Raw genomic sequence first — 20,942 nt, 5'->3', positions numbered from 1 at the left:
GTTTGAGGTGGTTTGTATATACGTTTATTGCGGATTTTGAAGCATATTAGGATTCGCATCTAATTCTTCTCGAGGAATTAACCACTCCCACCGAATATCTCCCGCGGGTACTTCCAAAACATTATCTGCTAAAGCAGCATTATGATTTGCCCCGGTTCTGTCTAAAGGAAGATTTAACCTTTTTAAATCTAAAAACCTAAAGCCTTCACCCCAGAGTTCAATTCTCCTTTGAATTAAAATTTCATCAATTAATGCTTGACCAGTATTTGTTGACAGAGTATATGCTCCATCCCTTGTTGATACCATATCAAAAAGTGCCTGGGCAGCTACACCATCATTTCCTAATCTTGCTTCAGCCTCGGCCTCAATTAAATACATTTCAGCTGCTCTCATATGCGGAACGTCCATTGTGCTATCTCCATTGCCTACAGCCAAAAATTTCTGATTTGTATAAGCCCGTCTTTGATGAATATCTAATAAAGATTTACCCGATGGCAAGTTTAAGTGCTCTCCTGTAGGATCCCACAGTCCTTTTCTCACATCTGTATCAGGTATCAAATCATATAGCGTAGAATTTATGGATCTTGGATTACCACGAATTGCTGAGGAGCTAAAATTCCTTGAAATGTAAGCTCCATAAGTACCAAATCCATCATTTTGATCAGTAACTACCTGGCTTGCCCACATAAATTCAGAGTTGCTCTCAGAATTATTTTGAAAACCTAAACTATAGGTTTCTTGATCCATTAAATCAAAACCTTCTCTGGCTTCTTTAGCAAATTGAGATGCTAATGCCCAATTACCCATTGTAAGAGCAACTCTCGCCTTCACTCCTCTCGCAACCGCTTGATTAATGTGGGACTTATTTGCTCTAGGTAATCCTTCTAAAGCTACAATCGCTGCATCTAAATCATTATTAATCTCTGTATATACCTCTTCAACAGTATTTCTTGCCAGTTGTTCTTCTAAAGCACTCTTTTTATAAGGCACACCTAACTGAGAATTATTTCCTCCAGCAACATACCTCCCTCCATAGGTTTGAACCAACTGATAATGCGACCATGCCCTGTATACTAAAGCTTGACCTAGTATTTCATTCTTTTCTTCTTCTGGGCCTGTAGCATTTTCAATACCATTAATTAAAACATTCGCATTGGCAATTATTATATAATATGACCTCCACGGAAATTCAGCATAGAAATCAGTATCGCTTCTACCTGCTGTCCATTTATAAACTCTATTATGCCATTGCTCTCTATGTACAATTTGATCTTCCCCAAGTAAATCCATATGTATATAAATACCTCCTATACCGCAATTACCTTGAATATCATTCCAACGAGTGTATAGTGATCTATGAATTCCATTAATTACTGCCTTGGCCGTTGCTGTTGTACTAACAGCTTCGCTTGCAGCTATCTGATCTGTTGGTGTAGTTTCCAAAAATTCTTCTTTACAAGAATTAAAAACTAAAGCCCCAATAAACAATATTAAAATAAACTTTACTTTTTTCATTACTTTATAATTTTACATTTAAACCAAATGAAACAATCCTCGAAGGTGTGAATACATTTGAAGTATTTCCATTAAACTGTTGTTGAACATTTAGCCCTTTTCTAGCATTTATTGAGAAAACATTTTCTGCAGTCACAAATAATCTCAAACCAGAAATGCTTATTTTATCAGTGATAGAATCATTAAAATCATATGTTAGACTTGCCTGTCTTAAATTAAAGAAAGAAGCATCTGTTAACCATCTATCTGAAGTCGCGTCCCATTGAGATGAAAATGATGCGTCCATTCTAGGAACATCTGTAACATCACCAGGTTGTTGCCATCTTCTTAAAATATCGACATGTTTCGCGGTTCCGTAAGAGCCGGAACTCATAATGTCCCTATAGTTAAAGTCAAGTGTTTCTCCTCCTATTTGATATGTAAATAAGGTTGATAAAGAAAACCCTTTATAGTTCCACTGACTAATTATTGAACCTGTTAGATCAGGTATTGCCGAACCAGCATAATGAAATCTGGCATTGTTTGAGTTTGGTGTTACTGCAACTCCATTTATAGTTCTTACACCTGATGCTGTTGGATCCTCAGCGACAAATAAACCAGATCCGTCACTTGGATCTACACCATACCAATCTCTCAACCAATAGTCAAATAAACCCTTACCAACTTGTAATTTTTTTGTTCCGTTAATTATTTCACCTTGTGGTAATTCAGTAAATTCATTTTGAATTGTTGCAGCATTTACCGTAAGATTCCAAGAAAACTTTTCATTTTTAATAATATCTGCTGACAAACTTACTTCTATCCCTCGATTGAATAAAGTACCTATATTTTCCAACTTGCTATCTGCTCCATCTGAAAATGAAACCGGTACATTAAAAATTAAATTTTGTGATTCTTTATTATAGTACTCTACAGAACCTCTTATTCTATCAAAAAAACCAAACTCTATAGCCACATCAAAATTAGCACTTGTCTCCCATTCTAAATCTGGAGCTCCTAAACTTGCCCTAATAACACCGGGTTCATTTTGATTGTTATTATCTAACGCAAAAGTGGCCTGTGCAGGGTAATAATCAGGTACAAAAACATTGTTTACCAATTTCAAAATTCGACTATTTCCTAGTTCACCATAAGAAGCTCTAAGCTTCAACTGATTGATCCAAGAGGCATTAGCAATAAAGTCTTCTTTATCAATACTCCATGATCCTCCTAAAGACCAAAAAGTACCCCACCGCTTTTCATCAGTAAATCGCGAAGAACCATCAGTACGAATTGAACTACTGATAAAATACTTATTGTCATAGTTGTAGTTTAGCCTACCAAAATAACTATCATCTGTTGCTTCATCTCTTTGAGAAACCAAATCAGTGGTTTCAACAAAATTTATGAGTTCAAAGTTTCCTGCTGCTATTTGTGTTCTTCGAGTACCGTTTAAATCATCAATCTCTAATTGTTGACTTTCATGACCTGCCAAAACTTCAAAATTATGTACATCATTAAATGATCTTGTATAGTTCAATAATTGATTAAACCCGACAGTGCGAGTTCTAATATATTGTCTAAATCCTAACCCCGATGGTGCTCCATCACCAATTACTGTATTCCAGAAAAACGTGTTATAAAAATTATCTTCTTCATAACTCAAATTAGTTCTAAAAGTCAATCCGTCCATTAAAGTGATATCTACATATGTTTTAAGGTTAAGATTTGTAATCTCATCAAAGTCTACATCTAATTGTCTTTCTAAAACAACATGTCTACCTGTACTTGCTCCGCTCGGTCTATTATCATCTATATCGAATACTCTATTACCATCTGCATCAAGAATGAAGGCTCCCGTCACAGGGTCATGGGCATAAATTGGATAAATTGGCCCCATTTCTCTAGTAAACCTAAACGCATTTCTAAAACTAGTTGTAGTACCAAGTTGTCCTTGATTACTTTCTGATTTACTTCCAGCCAAATTGGCTCCTACTTTTAACCATGACTTGGCTTGATAATTAACATTTACTCTACCTGTAAATCTTTCAAAATCAGATTTTGTTAAGTAACCTTCTTCATCCAAATAACCAAATGAGGCAAAATAATCAGCATTTTCCGTTCTACCTTGATAGCTGATATCTGCTGTTCTTCTAACACCAGTTCTTGTTATTGCTCCTTCCCAATCAAAATCATTATAAAGTAACGAGGCACTTGGATTTAATTGCCCATTGACACCAACAATTTGATCATTTGGAACATTGAATGGATTATATCCTAGAATTCCGAAAATGTCATTACTAGCAGCCTGATTTGCAGCATCTAAATCTGCTTGGCTACCCACACCGGGAATCGCAGAAGTATTTCTTAATGCTTCCCACATTACGGGATAATATTGAAATGCATCTATCCTTTCATATTCTTCAATTGATCTATCAACAACAGCGGTTGATATATTTACAGAAAGCTCACCTCTACCAGTTTTACCTCTTTTGGTAGTAACCAACACAACTCCATTAGTTGCTTTATTACCATATAATGCCGTGGAAGAAGCGTCCTTTAGTATTGTAATATTCTCAATGTCGTTAGGATTAATATTTGATAAATTGCCGTTAATTGGAATACCATCAACCACATAAAGAGGAGCATTGGTCGCCGTAAAAGACCCAAATCCTCTAATTCTTATATTTTGTCCAGATCCTGGTTGCCCGCTGGCACTAGCAATAACTCCTGGTGATGCTCCTTCAATTGCCGTAGATAAATTAGTTATTGGTCTCTTCTCTATATCTGCAGTCTTTATTTGGGTTACAGAACCAGTTAGAGCTTCTTTACTTGAGGTACCATATGCTACAACTACTACCTCTTCTAATAAGTTGTCACTTTCTAGAATTACATTAATAATGCTTTGATTACCCACGGTTCTCTCAACCGTCCTCATACCAACAAAACTAAACTGTAAAACATCTCCGGCACTTGCAGTAATAGAATAATTACCATCAAAATCTGTTTCAGTACCTGTTGAAGTGCCTTTAATTACAATACTGACTCCTGGTAAAGGACCATCACCATCAGTGACAGTACCAGATACAGTTTTTGTCTGTGCTAATACCAGATTTAAAGTCACAAAGCAAAGTATTAGCATTACTTTTTTTCTAAATTTCATACATAAAATTTTAGTTAAACATTTGAATTAGTTGTACTGGAAAGAAAAAAGGCAGGCATACGAGTATACCTTTAAAAGAAATCAAAGTTTAGTGGAATTTTTAAAAATACAGCCTCATAAGACCTGCCTGAATTAATTCAAATACAGATCAAATAAACTGTCAAAAAGAATGATATAAGTTAAGCCTGACAATAGTTTACCACGCCGAAGAAAGTTTACCTAGCGTTTACAAAATAAAAAAGCGTGAACATGTTAAGTAAGTTCACGCTTTTTAGAGGTTTGATTATCCTTTTAGGGGTTATATCCTGGGTTTTGTTCTAAATTTGGATTAGCATCACGTTCTCTCTGTGGAATAGGTAATACCAAACTATTGGCATTATAAGGCAAGCTACCTATATTTTGCATTAACCTCCTTGCATCATGAATAGCATGGCCTTCAAAAGCTAATTCCCTTTCCCTTTCATTTAAAATATCATCAAGATTAACTGAAGCTAAGCTTGAAGCATTAGACCTATTTCTTATAGTATTTATATCTTCAAGAGGCGCAGCACCAGTTGCACTGCCTAATCTTTGATTAGCTTCAGCACGTATCAAATACATCTCAGCCAGTCTTAAAAACGGAATATTTGCAAATTCCGATTGCCATTTAGTAGTTGCTCTCCCTCTTGAGGTTAAATAAAAGAATGTCCTTCTCGTATCATTTGCATCGTCATAGATATCCAAAAAAAGATCATTTATTGCTACATCAGGATTACCAGACCTACCACCAAAAGCAGAACCAGCCCAAAACGTATTCATATCATTGGTTCCATCCTGACTCGTAATTTGCCAGGCAAAAATATCTTCGTCAGAATCCTCATTATTATTAAATGCACCATCAAAAGAAGAAGCTAATGAATGACCACTATTCTGGATAACATCATTCGCAGCTTGAAGTGCATTCTGATAATCGCCTTGTTGTAAATATACTCTAGCCAATAAGGCTTGAGCCGCATACCTATCTGCAAAAATATCATTTGATGTCGGCAACAAATCAACTGCAGAAGTAAGATCGGCAATTACCTGATTGTATACTTCTTCTACTGTATTTCTAGAAGGTTCTGTAACATCAGAAGGCGCTAAGACCGCTTCGAAAACAATGGGTGCTGCTAATTGACTATTTGTCTGTCCTGATTCATATTGTTGACCATAAAACCGTGACAGATCAAAGTAAGTCAATGCTCTCAAAAACTTTGCTTCACCTTCAATTTTATTCCTTTCATCTTCATCATCAAATTTGTCCAAATTCTCTAAAACAATATTTGCCTGATTAATGACCTCGTAACCATTCAGCCAAATATCTCTAACATTTACATTTGTAACAGTAATCTGTTTTAGATTGAACTCTCTTGGCTCCAAAAAAGTACCATTCCACTCTAAATTACCCGTATTGGCTAGTAATTCAGAGGTAAGATTTGTAAGACCGCCATAAATATTTTCTTCTAAAGTTGGTGTCTCTGCACTTCCATGTGCCGCTTCATCATAAATACCAACTAAAATATTACGAATATTTGCGGCACTACCAGTAGCAACTCCAGGCTCTAAACTCTGTTCAGGTTCTAAATCTAATTTACTATCACAAGATATAACTGCTGAAAGAAAAACTAGAATCAATGTAAACTTTATATATGTATTTTTCATAATTGTTATCTTTTAAAAATCCAGATTAAATCCGAGTGTAAATGTTCTAGCTGGTGGCGCTGAATAAAATGTTTCACCTACCTGAATATTATTTGCTGCTGCATTTGCATCAGCAGTTGATTCAGGATCGTAACCATCATAATCTGTAAATGTTAGTAGATTAAAACCAGTAAAATAAACTCTAATTCTACTAACATTCAGTTTTTCAAGTACAGAACTTGGTAAAGAATAACCCAATGATAAATTTCTCAATCTTATAAAGTCGGCATCCTGTAAATATCTAGTAGAATGCTGAGTACCATTAGATTCACCAAATCTAGCTTGTGGAACATCTGTAATATCACCAGGATTTTGCCATCTTCTTAATTGATCTCTCGTTTGGTTATCCCAGAAGTCTGCATTAGCTGATGCAAAACGGCCTTCAGAATTATAAATAGATGCACCCCACTGCCCTTGAAAAGTAAACGATAAATCAAAATCTTTATAGTTTAAAGTATTTGTTAACCCACCTATTACATCAGGATAAGGACTTCCTGCTATAATTCTTTGCGCTGCATTAGGATCTGTCGTGGTACCTCCACTACCATCATTCAAATTGAATAAAGCATCACCATTATCAGGATTAACACCCGCATATTCTACCATATAAAATGCTGAAGCAATTTCACCTTCACGTACAATATTTCTTCCTACAATAATATCACCACCTGGAAGACTTGTTATCTCATTTTTATTATAGGCAATATTGAAGTTAGTATTCCAAGTAAAATTATCAGTTTGAACATTCTTTGTATTCAATACAAATTCCACACCTTTGTTTTCCATTTCACCTACATTTCTAGTAATATTTGCAAAACCTGAAGTGCCCGGTAAAGGTTCATTTAATAAAATGTCCTCTGTATTCTTAACGTAATAGTCAATTTCTCCGCTAACTCTATTATTAAAAAAGCCAAAGTCTAACCCAATGTTATATTGATTTGTTGTTTCCCATTTTAGGGAAGGATCACCTAGCTGTGTCGGTGCTAATGCAGCCCGTTGGTTATATGGTGAACCTTGAAACAAGCTTCTACTTGCAAAATTACCAATACCCGCATTACCTGTAACTCCCCAACTAGCCCTTAGTTTTAGCAAAGAAAGTGTATTAGAGTCTATAAGAAAATCTTCTTCTGAAATAATCCAACCAATTGAACCAGCTGGAAACCAACCATATCTATTGTCTTCTCCAAATCTTGAGGAACCATCATAACGTAAACTACCTTTTAACAAATATTTATTATTAAATGCATACGTAGCTCTGGCAAAATAGGACAAGAAGTTAAAAGCAGTTCTACTTGAGCCTCCAGCTACAATATCTGATGCACTGTTTAACGTTTGTAGATCATCAGATGGAAATCCTTGAGCCTGTATAAATTGTAGTTTCCTTCTGGTTTCCTCAAAACTCATTCCTAGTACAATGTCTAAGTCGTGAACATCATTAAATGATTTGGTAAATGAAAAATAATTATTTGAATTATAGCGTTCTGTTTCTACGGCATTAGCTGTACCAAAACCTCCTACAGAAATTGATTCTGTCAAGCTTCCTGAAAAGCGTTCGGCGACTTGATCATTAAAATCATACCCAAATTCTGTTCTAAATTTTAAAGCTTGTATTATTGAATATTCAGCAAACAAGTTAGCTGTTGCACGCCATATATTTGTTTGAAAACTCCCATTAAACTCCTCCATTAAAAAATTATAATATAATGTGGTGTTATTGTTTGGAACACCATTATTATCAAATGCTCTAGAAATAGGCACCTGAGCTGTAGCCTGAAGTGGTGTTGCAAAAGCATTGTCATTTGAAATCCTGTTGATGATAGTCTTTGACAAATTAGTATTGATTCCTACTCTCCACTTTTCAGATATAGAATGATCAATATTGGCCCTAAAACTATATCTATTGAGTTCATTTCCTCTAACGATACCTTCTGTTTTATGGTAAGCCCCTGAAATAAAAAATCTTGTTTTTTCACTACCTCCAGAAACTGATACTCCGTAGTCAGAAGTATTTCCATTCACCAGTGCTAAATCTTGCCAGTCCGTATTAATCTCTCCTCGTCTCCATCCATCCCCTCCGGCAAAAAAATCAAATATACCATCTGCTGTACTACCAACATTCTCTCTTGATTCAGTAAAAAGTTCAACATACTCAGTTGCATTTAAAAAATCCAAAGTACTTGTAGCTTCACTCCACCCATAGGATGAGTTAATAGATACTTTTGTTTTACCTTGTTTACCCGTCTTAGTTGTTATTATTACCACACCGTTAGAACCTCTAGCACCATAAATAGCTGCAGAAGAAGCATCCTTTAAAATCTCTATAGACTGTATATCATTAGGATTTAATGTTACTAAAGGATTTATAGGTGAGTTATTAATAGATTCATCAGAGTTAATTAACGGTACACCATCAACTACATATAGTGGTTCTTGTGATGATGTTATAGTAGAAACACCACGAACTCTTACCTTTATACCTCCCTCTACTTTGCCATTTATCTGTGTTACCTGTACCCCAGATGCTTTACCAGATAATGTGCTCTGTATACTTGGAGTTGGTATTTCATTTATGTCTTTAGCTGAAACCGATGCTATATTATCTGTCACTCGCTTTTTTGATTGGGTACCAAATCCCACGACAACAACTTCTTCTAAAATATTACCACTTTCAAGAATTACATCAATCGTATTTGATTGACCTACTGTTCTTTCAACCGTAGTCATGCCAACGAAGCTAAATACTAATATATCTCCTACGTCAACTTCTATTGAATACTTACCATCAAAATCTGTTTCTGTACCTTTAGTTGACCCTTTAATAATGATACTCACTCCTGGCATCGGCCCCGAGTCATCTGATACGGTACCTGAGATTGTTTTTTGCTGTGCAAAAGATAAATGCACGCTAAACGCTAATAAAAGCGTTAAAAGACCTAGTCGTTTTGTTTTCATACACTGTCCATTTGAATTAATACTGCGAGAATCTCAATTATTCTCTTTCAAAAATGTATTAATCAAAAAAGGCAGGCATTAATCAAAATACCTTTAATGAAGTCAAAGTTTAGTGGAAATTAAAAATAGATTTTCTTAATGCCTTGCCTCAATTAATTCAAATACAGATCAAAAAGAATTAATTCAGAAACGTTTTCAGGTAAAGCCAATCATATTTTACTAATCCGATGAAGTGTTACTTGAAATTTACTCTAAGAGAAGGTTCTTTATGCAATCTTAAGAACTGCGTGGGAGTCATACCCGTTTCTTCTTTAAAAGCTTTATTAAAGGTAACCTTATTATTAAAACCTACATCGTAGGCAACATCAATTATATTTAGGTTTTTATTCTGATCATTAAGTAATATTTGTTTTACCTCATCAATTCTAAACCTATTGATTAGATTAAAAAAATTCATATCAAAATGCTCATTGATAACTTGAGATAAATTATGTCTGGAAGTACCAACAACTTCAGCTAAAGAATTTAGATTTAAGTCATTTATCTTATAAACTTTTTCTTCCTTTAGGAGCTTTAACAAATGCTCCTTTAATTCTCGGGAATAACTTTCTGTTAAACCAGATTTCTGATATTTTAATACCAGTTCATCAAACAAATATTTTTTACTAAATACCCTTGGTTGAACATAAGCTATATACCCAACATAAAGTACAATAACGCACATAGCGAAAATTTGTGGATAAATAAAAGCCTGCATGGTTATTGTATTCATTAGTGCAAAACCATAAATAAAATAGGACACCACATATACACTATTAAGAATTAGTATATTTTTTTTCCATTTTAATATTTCTGGATGTAATTTATAAACATTATACTTATTGTAAATTTTGAATATTAAATAACCATAAATTGATAAGGAAACTCCCTTTAAGATAACAACGGTAATTAAAACATTATGCAAAATCTCATCTCGATTGTAAAGAAGATATAATTTCTCATCCGCAGTTTTTAGATAAATGGGAAGAAAATATAAAAACAGCAAAATCGTTGGAACTAAATGAAAAATATCAATTAGTTTGAATTTATACTTTTCCGAAATCCGTTTAAAATAAAAATATATCAATGGTCCATAAAGAAATGAAAAAGACGTAGATGCATATAAAGTATGTGGGAAATTAAAGTTGTACCTCGACAAGAACAAACTCAAATGAAGCATAAATAAAGAATGTATCAACACAAACAAACTTATCAGCAAATTTGCAACTGTATCCCCTTTACTTCTCATGTTCAAGACTAGTGCTACAAAAACACCAATTAAGCCAGTAGCAAAGAAAAACAAGATCGAGCCATTTAATTTCGGTTTGTATTTATTTACCAAGACTTGAAATCCTTCAGACCTTTCAATCTTTCTAAAATCACCACTATCCAAAACAGAAATATCTTGAGAAGACTGTATGTACTTCGTTAAATATTCATTAGCCATAGATACATTATTTACTGTAGCATAGCTTATTGCCAAGCGCTTTAGATCTTCACTAACCAAGGGTGTATTATTTTGAATCAAATCATTATAAATATCTATGATTTCATTAGCGGAAGTTTTAGTAATACTAGAGGTAGTTGACGGCAGATATATACTATCAAGTATTTTTTTCTTTATTAAAATACCTGAAGGTTCATAGGAACTATTCATAGCAAAAGCATGAACAGAAAAAAATAATAAGGTTATTATTATCCTAATTGACTTCATTAGTAAGGTAAGATTATTTGAACTGTTCCCTAAAATTAATATAAATAAAAGTTAAGAAGAAGTTAAAAGCGTCATAAACAGTATCTCCCGATAATATCTTACCTTCAATTAAATAATATAAGTTTTCATATCATATGGTTGACAGCTATGTTAATATCTAATTAGTATACCTCAAATCAACAAATACCAAAAGTTGTAATTTAGCGTTGTAGAGATACCTCATGGTACTAATATTAAGACATATCATCCCCAAGAATTATACAGGCCTTGCTATCTATCCGTTTATTTTTTTAAAGAATAAATCACTTTCAGATAACGAATTGCTTATTAATCATGAGCGCATCCATCTAAAGCAGCAGGTAGAGTTGCTATGGATTTTCTTCTTCATCTGGTATTTCATAGAATTTTTGGTACATCTAATTCGTTTCAGAAACTGGACTAAGGCATACAGAAATATTAGTTTTGAACGTGAAGCTTATGAAAATGAGTTCGATTTAGACTACCTCAACTACAGAAAATCTTGGGCTTTTTTCAAGTATCATCAATAAAGTTACCTCGATAATAAATCGTAAATTGCGCCATAATTTTTAACCGATTTATGGAGCAAATCCTACCCTATAAACCCAAACATAAAATTAGAATTGTTACTGCTGCTTCGCTTTTTGATGGCCATGATGCAGCAATTAACATCATGCGAAGAATTATTCAAGCTACCGGTGTTGAAGTCATACATTTGGGGCATGACAGAAGTGTTGAAGAAGTAGTAAACACTGCTATTCAGGAAGATGCAAATGCCATTGCTATGACTTCGTACCAAGGAGGCCATAATGAATACTTCAAGTACATATATGACCTTTTACAGAAAAAAGGTGCCCCACAAATTAAAATATTTGGCGGCGGCGGCGGTGTTATTTTACCTGAAGAGATAAATGAACTCATGGCATATGGCATAGCTCGAATTTACTCACCAGATGATGGTCGTGAAATGGGATTGCAAGGTATGATCAATGACATGATTGAACAGTGCGATTTTTCTACTGGGGAATCAATCAATTTTCCACCTACTGATTTAAAAGAGAAAAATAATTCTCATCTAGCAAAAGCTATTTCTGCAGCAGAGAATTTTCATGAAAAACATGCTGTTTTTTTAGAAGAAGTTAAAAGTCTAGCTTCTAAATCAAAAGTACCTGTGCTAGGTATAACTGGAACTGGAGGTTCTGGTAAATCTTCATCGGTTGATGAATTGGTTCGACGTTTCTTAATTGATTTTCCAGAAAAAAGGATTGCCATTGTTTCTGTTGATCCTTCTAAAAGAAAAACTGGTGGTGCATTACTTGGAGACAGAATTCGTATGAACGCCATTAAAAATGAACGTGTTTATATGCGCTCTTTGGCGACTAGGCAATCAAATTTAGCACTTTCTAAGCATGTGAATGATGCCATAGATATTCTAAAAGTTGCGGAGTTTGACCTTATTATCCTTGAAACCTCTGGTATTGGCCAATCAGATACTGAAATCTTGGATCATTCTGATGTTTCTCTATATGTAATGACACCTGAATATGGAGCCGCTACACAATTAGAGAAAATAGATATGATTGATTTTGCAGATGTTATTGCACTCAATAAGTTTGATAAACGAGGTGCTTTAGATGCATTGCGCGATGTTAAAAAACAATATCAACGCAATCACAATCTTTGGGATTCAGATGTCAACACAATGCCCGTTTATGGCACTATTGCATCTCAATTTAATGACCCAGGTACCAACAGTTTATATGCTGCTTTAATTGATAAAATCAATAAAAAAACAGGAGCTGCTTTTAATAGCACTTTTGAACTTTCAACAGCAATGAGTGAAAAACAGTTCATCATTCCACCTAATAGAACACGTTATCTTTCAGAAATAACAGAAAATAATAGGGCTTACAACAAATGGTCTGATGAGCAAAAAGAGATTGCTCAAAAGCTTTATGGTATTTATAAAACCATAGACATCTTAGTTCCAGATTCTGTTGAATTGACGAAAATGGGATTAGATGAAGAGGCTATTCTGAGAGAAACAACACAGGAAAACGATGAGTTAGTTGGTTTATTACTCAAAGAATTTTCCAGAATTAAGATGGATTTGAATCCTCATAACTGGGAAATGATCTCAAACTGGCATCAAAAAAAACAGCTCTATACAAATCCTGTTTTTTCTTTTAAAGTAAGAGATAAAGAGATTAATATTCAGACACATACAGAGTCACTATCACATACTCAAATACCGAAAGTATCTTTGCCCAGATATGAAGCTTGGGGAGATATATTATTATGGAGTTTACAAGAGAATGTACCAGGTGAATTTCCGTATGCATCTGGTATTTATCCTTTTAAACGAACTGGTGAAGATCCTACACGTATGTTTGCCGGTGAAGGTGGACCAGAACGTACCAACAGACGTTTTCATTATGTGAGTTTAGGAATGCCAGCTAAGCGACTGTCAACAGCTTTTGATTCAGTAACTCTTTATGGAAATGATCCTCATATTAGACCCGATATTTATGGTAAAATTGGAAATGCAGGAGTATCTATATGTTGTTTAGATGACGCAAAAAAATTATACTCGGGTTTTGAGCTGACCAATCCAACTACTTCTGTTTCAATGACAATTAATGGTCCTGCCCCTATGTTGCTAGGGTTCTTTATGAATGCTGCCATAGATCAAGAATGTGAAAAATACATCCATAAAAATGGGCTAAAAGAAGAAGTAGAAAAAAAGATTGAGAACATTTATAAAAAGAAAGAGGTAAAGAGACCAGAATACCAAGGTGATTTACCTGAAGGAAATGACGGATTAGGCTTACTACTTTTAGGAGTTACAGGAGATGAAGTATTACCGAAAGACATATATGAGAACATAAAAACTGAAACGATTGCCAAGGTTCGTGGTACCGTTCAGGCCGATATTTTGAAAGAGGATCAGGCTCAAAATACCTGTATTTTTTCTACTGAATTTGCCCTACGGCTTATGGGGGATGTACAAGAATATTTTATTCATAATAATGTACGTAACTTTTATTCGGTTTCTATTTCTGGATACCATATTGCAGAAGCAGGCGCTAATCCTATTTCTCAATTAGCTTTTACATTATCAAACGGTTTTACCTATGTAGAGTATTACCTCTCTAGAGGAATGGACATTAATAAATTTGGTCCTAACTTGTCGTTCTTTTTCTCAAATGGTATAGACCCCGAATATGCCGTCATTGGAAGGGTAGCGAGGCGTATATGGGCTAAAGCCATGAAATTAAAATATGGAGCAAATTCCAGGGCGCAAATGTTGAAATATCATATTCAGACATCCGGTAGATCATTGCATGCTCAGGAAATTGATTTTAATGACATTCGTACTACATTACAAGCCTTGTACGCTATCTATGACAACTGTAACTCCTTACATACAAATGCCTATGATGAAGCCATTACCACGCCAACAGAAGAATCTGTACGCAGAGCCATGGCTATTCAATTGATCATTAATAAGGAATTGGGATTGGCTAAAAACGAAAATCCTATTCAGGGAGCTTTCATTATTGAAGAACTTACCGACTTGGTTGAAGAGGCTGTGTATGTCGAATTTGATAGAATAACAGAACGTGGCGGTGTGCTCGGTGCTATGGAAACCATGTACCAACGCTCAAAAATTCAAGAGGAAAGTTTATACTATGAAACCCTTAAACATACTGGCGAATTCCCCATTATAGGTGTAAATACATTTTTAAGCAGTAAAGGATCACCTACGGTTTTACCTGCCGAAGTGATAAGAGCGACTGAAGAAGAAAAACAATATCAGATCAATGTAGTTGAGAATTTAAACAAAGGAAATGGTGAAAGTGCTAAAGAACAATTAAGTCTATTACAAGAAAAAGCAATCAATAATGAAAATATTTTTGAGCAATTGATGGAAGCTACCAAAGTTTGTTCGCTAGGTCAGATCACCAGTGCTTTGTTTCAAGTAGGTGGGCAATACAGAAGAAACATGTAAGTAGCATACTTTTGATTTGAAAAGAACTACAAAAAAAATCAAACTCGAAAGATCTTCTGAGTTCAAGAATAAATTACTGGCATGGTCTCAGCAATTTGATGAAATCGTTTGGTTAGACAGTAATAAATATCCTCAAAACTACTCAAGTTTTGAAGTCGTTTTAGCAGTTGATGCTTATTCTGATTTGAAATGTGATTTTCAAAATGCATTTGAAAAGCTAAAACAGTATAAGAATAAAGTCAATGATTATATTTTTGGCTATTTAAGTTATGACCTAAAAAATGATTTAGAAGCCTTATCTTCTAATAATTTAGATGGTCTTGATTTTCCTGAATTGTATTTTTTTCAGCCAAAAAAGTTGTTCTTTTTAAAAAATGATGTGCTAGAAATTCAATATTTGAACGGATTTGAAGATGATATTGATGGCGATGTAAAGCAAATACATCATTACGAGAAGCCTAAGTTTTCAAGCGACGAAGTAATCTCATCAAATAAACCGGTTTCCATAAATTTTCAAGAAAATTCTCGCAATGACGTAAAAATTCATAAACGCATTACAAAAAAAGAATACCTACAACATTTAGATGCTATTCTAAATCATATACATAGAGGTGACATTTATGAGGTTAATTTTTGTCAGGAGTTTTATGCACAAGATGCTAGTATTCATCCTCTTACAGTATATCAAAAACTAAATGAACTGTCAGAGCCTCCTTTTGCTACTTTTTTAAAACTCCATAACAAGTACTTACTTTCAGCATCACCTGAACGTTTCGTAAGAAAGGAAGGAGAAAAAATAATTTCACAGCCTATAAAAGGAACAGCCAAACGTTCACAAAAGAAAAAACTAGACGTAGAATTAGCAGAAAAGCTAGCTCAAGATGAAAAAGAACATTCTGAAAACATTATGATTGTAGACTTAGTTAGAAACGATTTGTCAAAAACTGCCATCAAAGGCTCCGTAAATGTAGAAGAATTATGCAAGGTGTATTCATTTAAGCAAGTTCATCAATTGATCTCAACAGTGGTTTCAAAAGTTTCTCCGAAAACAGATAGTGTTGAAGTTATTAAAAGTTTATTTCCTATGGGAAGTATGACCGGAGCACCAAAAATATCAGCAATGCAAATCATAGAAAAAGAAGAAACTACAAAACGAGGTTTGTATTCTGGTGCTGTTGGGTATTTTACTCCTGATGATGATTTTGATTTTAACGTGGTCATACGAAGTATTTTGTACAATCAATCTAAAAAATACCTTTCCTATTCAGTAGGTGGTGCAATTATCGCTAAATCTGATCCTGAAAAAGAGTACCAAGAATGTCTATTAAAGGCAATTGCAATGAAATTGGCACTAAAATTGTCCGATTGACATTGTTAGGTAAATTATACGATAAATAGTACTTTTGTAGAAAATTTTAAAACTCTAATTATGGATGTTAATATGCTAAAATGCAAAATCCACAATGCCACTGTAACCGAAGCAAATCTTAACTATGTTGGTAGTATTACAATTGATAGTAATTTGCTAGATGCATGTGACATGTTAGAGTATGAAAAGGTGCTTGTGGTTAACAATAATAATGGCGCCAGAATTGAAACTTATACCTTTCGTGGTGAGCCCGGTTCAGGAATTATATGTTTAAACGGTGCTGCTGCTCGTCATTTTGAAGTGGGCGACTCGATTATCATCATGGCATATGCACAATTAGAGCAAGAAGAAGCCAGATACCATAAACCTACTGTTGTTTTAGTAGATGGAGAAAACAGAGTGACAAAAATAGGTAACTACGAAGAAAATGGCATTATTGTCTAAAACCTCGATAAGATTCACATTTAACTGATTTTAAGTAAATTAAGATCAAAGTTTTTAGCAGTTTTTAACATTTTAACAGACTCTTTAACCTGATTTAATACATTTGAGAGCAAATGTTTTTCAGTGGTACACCAAGAGTTTAATTTCAATTTTCACAATACACAGTTTTACGGACAGTATTTTAGCCTTGAAAATGCTCAAGCTATTGTAATACTAGTTCATGGCATGGGTGAACATTCGGGTAGGTATGCCGAATTTGTGATTCCTCAATTATTGAAAAACAATATTGCTGTTATTACTTATGACCAATTCGGCCATGGAAAAACATCCGGAAAAAAAGGGCATAATCCTGGTTTTGAAGCTGTTCTAGATACCGTTTCTAAAGTTAAAGAAAAAGCTACTGCAGAAATGGGCAACCTTCCTATATTTCTTTATGGGCATAGTATGGGGGGTAATGTTGTTTTGAATTATGTTTTAAGAAAAAAGCATCAGTTTCAAGGTGTTATAGCTACAAGCCCTTTACTACGTTTGGCATTTAAACCACCGAAATGGAAATTGACAGCTGGTAAATTCATGCAAAAGATTGCACCTTCTATAACCTTACCAAGCGAGTTGGATGCTACAGGTATCTCAAGAATACCAGAAGAAGTAGAAAAATATAAAAATGACCCTCTAGTTCATGACAAAGTGAGCCCTAATTATTCACTAACTTTTTTTGAATCTGGTGAATGGGCCATTGAACATGCAAGTAAATTAAAAACTCCTGTTTTAGTGCTGCATGGAACTGGTGATCAAATAACAGACTATAAGGCATCTCAAGAATTTGTTGAAAACTCAAAAGATAAAGCTTCTTTAAAACTTTTTGACGGTGGGTATCATGAATTACATTATGATCTTGACAGGGATGAATTTATGAATACCATTATTAATTGGATCAAAAAATACCTCAACTAATTTATGAGTAAACTTTTCGTCGCTATTCTATTTATTCTTTATTCATTTTCAATTTCATCTCAGAATGATTTCGGTACTATAGGCGGAAATATTGCAAGTGCCGATAACGCAACTTCTATCACATCATATAATGTACCAGATTTCGACTCTGAAACCTTAAAAAAGCGACTAGAACTACTTAACGAGAAGACGCCGTTAAATGTAGTTTATAATGCAACTGTTGAACGTTTCATTCGTTTATACACCAAAACAAGAAAAGATCAGTTATCCAATCAAATGGATAAAGCTCAATTGTATTTTCCTGTTTTTGAAGAATATCTAGATAAATACAATTTGCCTTTAGAAATAAAATACTTAGCAGTTGTAGAATCAGCACTTGACCCAAAAGCTACATCAAAAGCGGGAGCCAAAGGCTTATGGCAAATGATGTATCATACAGGTAAGCAATACGGCCTAAATGTAACTTCCTATGTTGATGAACGATCAGATGTTATAAAAGCTACTGAAGCAGCTTGTCAATATCTAGAATATTTACATGAAAGATTTGGAGATTGGGATTTGGCGTTAGCGGCCTATAATTCAGGCCCTGGCAATGTTTCAAAAGCGATTAGAAAAGCAAATGGCAAACGCAATTATTGGAATATTAGACAATTTCTTCCAAAAGAAACAAGTAGTTATGTTCCTGCCTTTTATGCCACCTATTACCTCTTTGAGTACAGCAATAAACACCAAATTTATCCTAAAAATGATAAGATTAATTTCTACCAGACTGATACTTTATTGATCAAAAAACATCTGAGCTTTAAACAAATACAAAAGCAAGTAGGAATTAATGAGAAAGTTCTTAAAGAGCTCAATCCGCAATACAAACTAAATATTATTCCTGGTTCTAAAAGCAAGACTTATACCTTAACGCTCCCAAAAAACATTTCAAATAAGTTTAATCCTTTTGAGATAGATAGTAAATTATCCGAGGTTAAAGAACAACCTGATTATATCATTCCGAATAACAGAAATAGCCATGTTGTACAACCAGGTGAAAATTTAAAAAGTATTGCTAAAAAACATAATATTTCAATACAGCAATTAAAGAAGTGGAATGGACTACAAACTGATTATTTAATAGAAAATCAACGGTTGGTTGTTAGAGCTAGACCTTCTATAGAAGTTGTAGATACCAGAACAAAATTTCAAGCAAAAAGCTTTAAGAATCACTCTACATACAAAGTAAAACCAGGTGAATCACTTTGGGTTATCTCAAAAAAACTAAACAATGTTAGTGTTAACCAATTACGCGATTGGAACAACCTATGGGGTATAAACTATATTGAACCAGGCACCAAGCTCAAAATTTTAACAAATTAGATGAAATCTTTTAGTAAAGATTTCGTTATCCCTTTTTGTAAACCTTTAACAAAACAGAGCATAAGCATTCAATAAAATTCTATATTTTTGTTGCAATCGCATCAATAATTACCCTAAATTATTATGAACAAACCCCTATTAATAGCATTAATCTTATTTTCATTTATTGGCTTTTCTCAAGAAAGCGGTGAAGCAGTTCCTATAGCATCTAATGATGTTAAAAAGGATAATAAAGTAACAATTAAAGACAACAAAAAACCTGAAGAGCCAAAAGAACAAAAAGACAGCTTGAATTTAATCAATCATAAAGAGGCTACACTTATTGATAGTCTATGGTTAAATTCAATGTATAACTCTCCATTGTATGACAATGAATTGTATGTACTTTCTTCTGAAAAAGAGCAGGAAGAGGCAATTGTTGATCTTTCTTCGGATGTTTTAAAGGAACGGTTAGCACATTTAGATAGTAAGACACCTTTTAATGTAGCTTATAATCCTTCGTTAGAACGAATCATTAAATCATACTTAAAACACAGAAAGAACACCTTAGGTGATCTATTGCAGAAGGCCAAATATTATTTCCCCATGTTTGAAGAGCATTTAGATAAATATGATCTTCCCTTAGAAATAAAATATTTGGCTATTGTAGAATCTGCATTAAAGCCTAGAGCGCGTTCAAGAGTAGGTGCTTCGGGTTTGTGGCAATTTATGTTTTACACCGGTAAGCAGTTTAAATTGGATGTAAATTCATATGTTGATGAGCGTTATGATCCATTAAGAGCTACGGAAGCTGCTTGTCAATATTTAAGTAATTTATACGGTATTTTTGACGATTGGGATTTGGCATTAGCCGCTTATAATTCAGGGCCGGGTAATGTTTCAAAAGCTATTCGTAGATCTGGTGGTAGCAAAAACTATTGGAATATTCGTCATTTTTTACCTCGTGAAACTGCAGGATACTTACCCGCATTCTACGCCACTTATTACATTCTAGAGTATGCGAAGGAACATAATATTGTATCTGATAAAAAATTCTTAAGAAATTTTGAAACCGATACTATTGTTGTTAAACGTCAGATTACTTTTGATCAGGTGAACCGTGCGTTGAATACCAATGATGAGTTGTTAGAATTTTTGAACCCTCAATACAAATTGAATATTATTCCTCATGTAAAAGGAAAAAATTATACACTGAGGTTACCAAAAGATATGGTGGGAAAATTTGTATCAAATGAAAAACAGATTTATGCCTTTGCGGAAGCGGATGATGCTAAGCGCGAAAAGCCATTACCAAAATTATTTGAAAGCCCGCAAAGAATACGTTATAGAGTTCGCAGCGGTGATTACTTGGGGAAAATCGCACAGCGTTACGGTGTGGGTGTTTCACAAATTAAACGTTGGAATAGATTAAGAAGTTCTAACCTAAGAATTGGACAACGCTTAACCATCTACCCAAGAAAACATACCGTGGCTAAAAAAAGTAGTACTACTTCTGGTAAAAAGAAAAATACAAAAGCAAGTGTTCCAAAAGGAAAATTCACTACTTATGTAGTGAAAAAAGGAGATTCACTTTGGACAATCTCTAGGAAATTTCCTCAAGTTTCTGTGAGTCAAATCAAAAAATGGAACAATATTTGGAGTGTTAAAAGCCTCAAACCGGGTACTAAACTGAAAATATTTAAGAGTTAGTTCCCTTTAA

Annotated in this window: 12 protein-coding genes; 7 read left to right on the top strand and 5 right to left on the bottom strand. The window is 34.1% G+C overall.

The window, feature by feature from the left end:
• Positions 1–24: 24 nt before the first annotated feature.
• The 5 genes from AC1EU5_RS03755 to AC1EU5_RS03735 form a co-directional block, all read right to left on the bottom strand.
• The gene (locus tag AC1EU5_RS03755) at positions 25–1,515 is read right to left on the bottom strand and encodes a RagB/SusD family nutrient uptake outer membrane protein (RefSeq protein ID WP_480191010.1); all 1,491 of its coding nucleotides are present in this window, start codon (positions 1,513–1,515) and stop codon (positions 25–27) included.
• A 4-nt stretch (positions 1,516–1,519) separates the two neighbouring features.
• Positions 1,520–4,657 (bottom strand): SusC/RagA family TonB-linked outer membrane protein, encoded by a 3,138-nt coding sequence (locus AC1EU5_RS03750; RefSeq protein ID WP_480191009.1) that lies wholly within the window; start codon positions 4,655–4,657, stop codon positions 1,520–1,522.
• A 291-nt stretch (positions 4,658–4,948) separates the two neighbouring features.
• Positions 4,949–6,337 carry a RagB/SusD family nutrient uptake outer membrane protein gene (locus AC1EU5_RS03745; protein ID WP_480191008.1) on the bottom strand — a complete coding sequence of 463 codons (1,389 nt, stop codon included), beginning with the start codon at positions 6,335–6,337 and terminating at the stop codon, positions 4,949–4,951.
• A gap of 12 nt (positions 6,338–6,349) precedes the next feature.
• Positions 6,350–9,328, bottom strand: a complete 2,979-nt coding sequence (locus tag AC1EU5_RS03740; protein ID WP_480191007.1) for a SusC/RagA family TonB-linked outer membrane protein — start codon at positions 9,326–9,328, stop codon at positions 6,350–6,352.
• Between the two features lie 235 nt (positions 9,329–9,563).
• Positions 9,564–11,081: a helix-turn-helix domain-containing protein gene (locus AC1EU5_RS03735; RefSeq protein ID WP_480191006.1), complete on the bottom strand. Its 1,518-nt coding sequence runs from the start codon at positions 11,079–11,081 to the stop codon at positions 9,564–9,566.
• A gap of 221 nt (positions 11,082–11,302) precedes the next feature.
• Between AC1EU5_RS03735 and AC1EU5_RS03730 the strand changes: the two genes are divergently transcribed.
• The 7 genes from AC1EU5_RS03730 (at position 11,303) to AC1EU5_RS03700 (ending at position 20,932) form a co-directional block, all read left to right on the top strand.
• Positions 11,303–11,629 carry a hypothetical protein gene (locus AC1EU5_RS03730; RefSeq protein WP_480191005.1) on the top strand — a complete coding sequence of 109 codons (327 nt, stop codon included), beginning with the start codon at positions 11,303–11,305 and terminating at the stop codon, positions 11,627–11,629.
• Positions 11,630–11,679: 50 nt separating this feature from the next.
• On the top strand, positions 11,680–15,111 hold the full coding sequence (locus tag AC1EU5_RS03725; RefSeq protein WP_480191004.1) for a methylmalonyl-CoA mutase family protein: 3,432 nt from the start codon (positions 11,680–11,682) through the stop codon (positions 15,109–15,111).
• 16 nt (positions 15,112–15,127) lie between these two features.
• Positions 15,128–16,480: an anthranilate synthase component I family protein gene (locus AC1EU5_RS03720; protein WP_480191003.1), complete on the top strand. Its 1,353-nt coding sequence runs from the start codon at positions 15,128–15,130 to the stop codon at positions 16,478–16,480.
• 60 nt (positions 16,481–16,540) lie between these two features.
• Positions 16,541–16,924 (top strand): aspartate 1-decarboxylase, encoded by a 384-nt coding sequence (gene panD, locus AC1EU5_RS03715; protein WP_480191002.1) that lies wholly within the window; start codon positions 16,541–16,543, stop codon positions 16,922–16,924.
• 123 nt (positions 16,925–17,047) lie between these two features.
• Positions 17,048–17,878, top strand: coding sequence for an alpha/beta hydrolase (locus AC1EU5_RS03710; protein WP_480191001.1), 831 nt, complete (start codon positions 17,048–17,050; stop codon positions 17,876–17,878).
• 3 nt (positions 17,879–17,881) lie between these two features.
• Positions 17,882–19,243 carry a lytic transglycosylase domain-containing protein gene (locus AC1EU5_RS03705; RefSeq protein ID WP_480191000.1) on the top strand — a complete coding sequence of 454 codons (1,362 nt, stop codon included), beginning with the start codon at positions 17,882–17,884 and terminating at the stop codon, positions 19,241–19,243.
• A 123-nt stretch (positions 19,244–19,366) separates the two neighbouring features.
• Positions 19,367–20,932 (top strand): lytic transglycosylase domain-containing protein, encoded by a 1,566-nt coding sequence (locus AC1EU5_RS03700; RefSeq protein WP_480190999.1) that lies wholly within the window; start codon positions 19,367–19,369, stop codon positions 20,930–20,932.
• Positions 20,933–20,942 lie beyond the last annotated feature (10 nt).

Source organism: Maritimimonas sp. 2405UD52-3 (assembly GCF_056591715.1).
The sequence above is the reverse complement of the archived record's forward strand: the minus strand, read 5'-3'. Positions and strand labels throughout refer to the sequence as shown.

What these genes read in the sequence shown, in the direction of transcription:
- AC1EU5_RS03755 (WP_480191010.1), bottom strand. Translation starts at nt 1,515, where the DNA reads ATGAAAAAAGTAAAGTTTATTTTAATATTGTTTATTGGGGCTTTAGTT.
- AC1EU5_RS03750 (WP_480191009.1), bottom strand. Translation starts at nt 4,657, where the DNA reads ATGAAATTTAGAAAAAAAGTAATGCTAATACTTTGCTTTGTGACTTTA.
- AC1EU5_RS03745 (WP_480191008.1), bottom strand. Translation starts at nt 6,337, where the DNA reads ATGAAAAATACATATATAAAGTTTACATTGATTCTAGTTTTTCTTTCA.
- AC1EU5_RS03740 (WP_480191007.1), bottom strand. Translation starts at nt 9,328, where the DNA reads ATGAAAACAAAACGACTAGGTCTTTTAACGCTTTTATTAGCGTTTAGC.
- AC1EU5_RS03735 (WP_480191006.1), bottom strand. Translation starts at nt 11,081, where the DNA reads ATGAAGTCAATTAGGATAATAATAACCTTATTATTTTTTTCTGTTCAT.
- AC1EU5_RS03730 (WP_480191005.1), top strand. Translation starts at nt 11,303, where the DNA reads ATGGTACTAATATTAAGACATATCATCCCCAAGAATTATACAGGCCTT.
- AC1EU5_RS03725 (WP_480191004.1), top strand. Translation starts at nt 11,680, where the DNA reads ATGGAGCAAATCCTACCCTATAAACCCAAACATAAAATTAGAATTGTT.
- panD (WP_480191002.1), top strand. Translation starts at nt 16,541, where the DNA reads ATGGATGTTAATATGCTAAAATGCAAAATCCACAATGCCACTGTAACC.
- AC1EU5_RS03705 (WP_480191000.1), top strand. Translation starts at nt 17,882, where the DNA reads ATGAGTAAACTTTTCGTCGCTATTCTATTTATTCTTTATTCATTTTCA.
- AC1EU5_RS03700 (WP_480190999.1), top strand. Translation starts at nt 19,367, where the DNA reads ATGAACAAACCCCTATTAATAGCATTAATCTTATTTTCATTTATTGGC.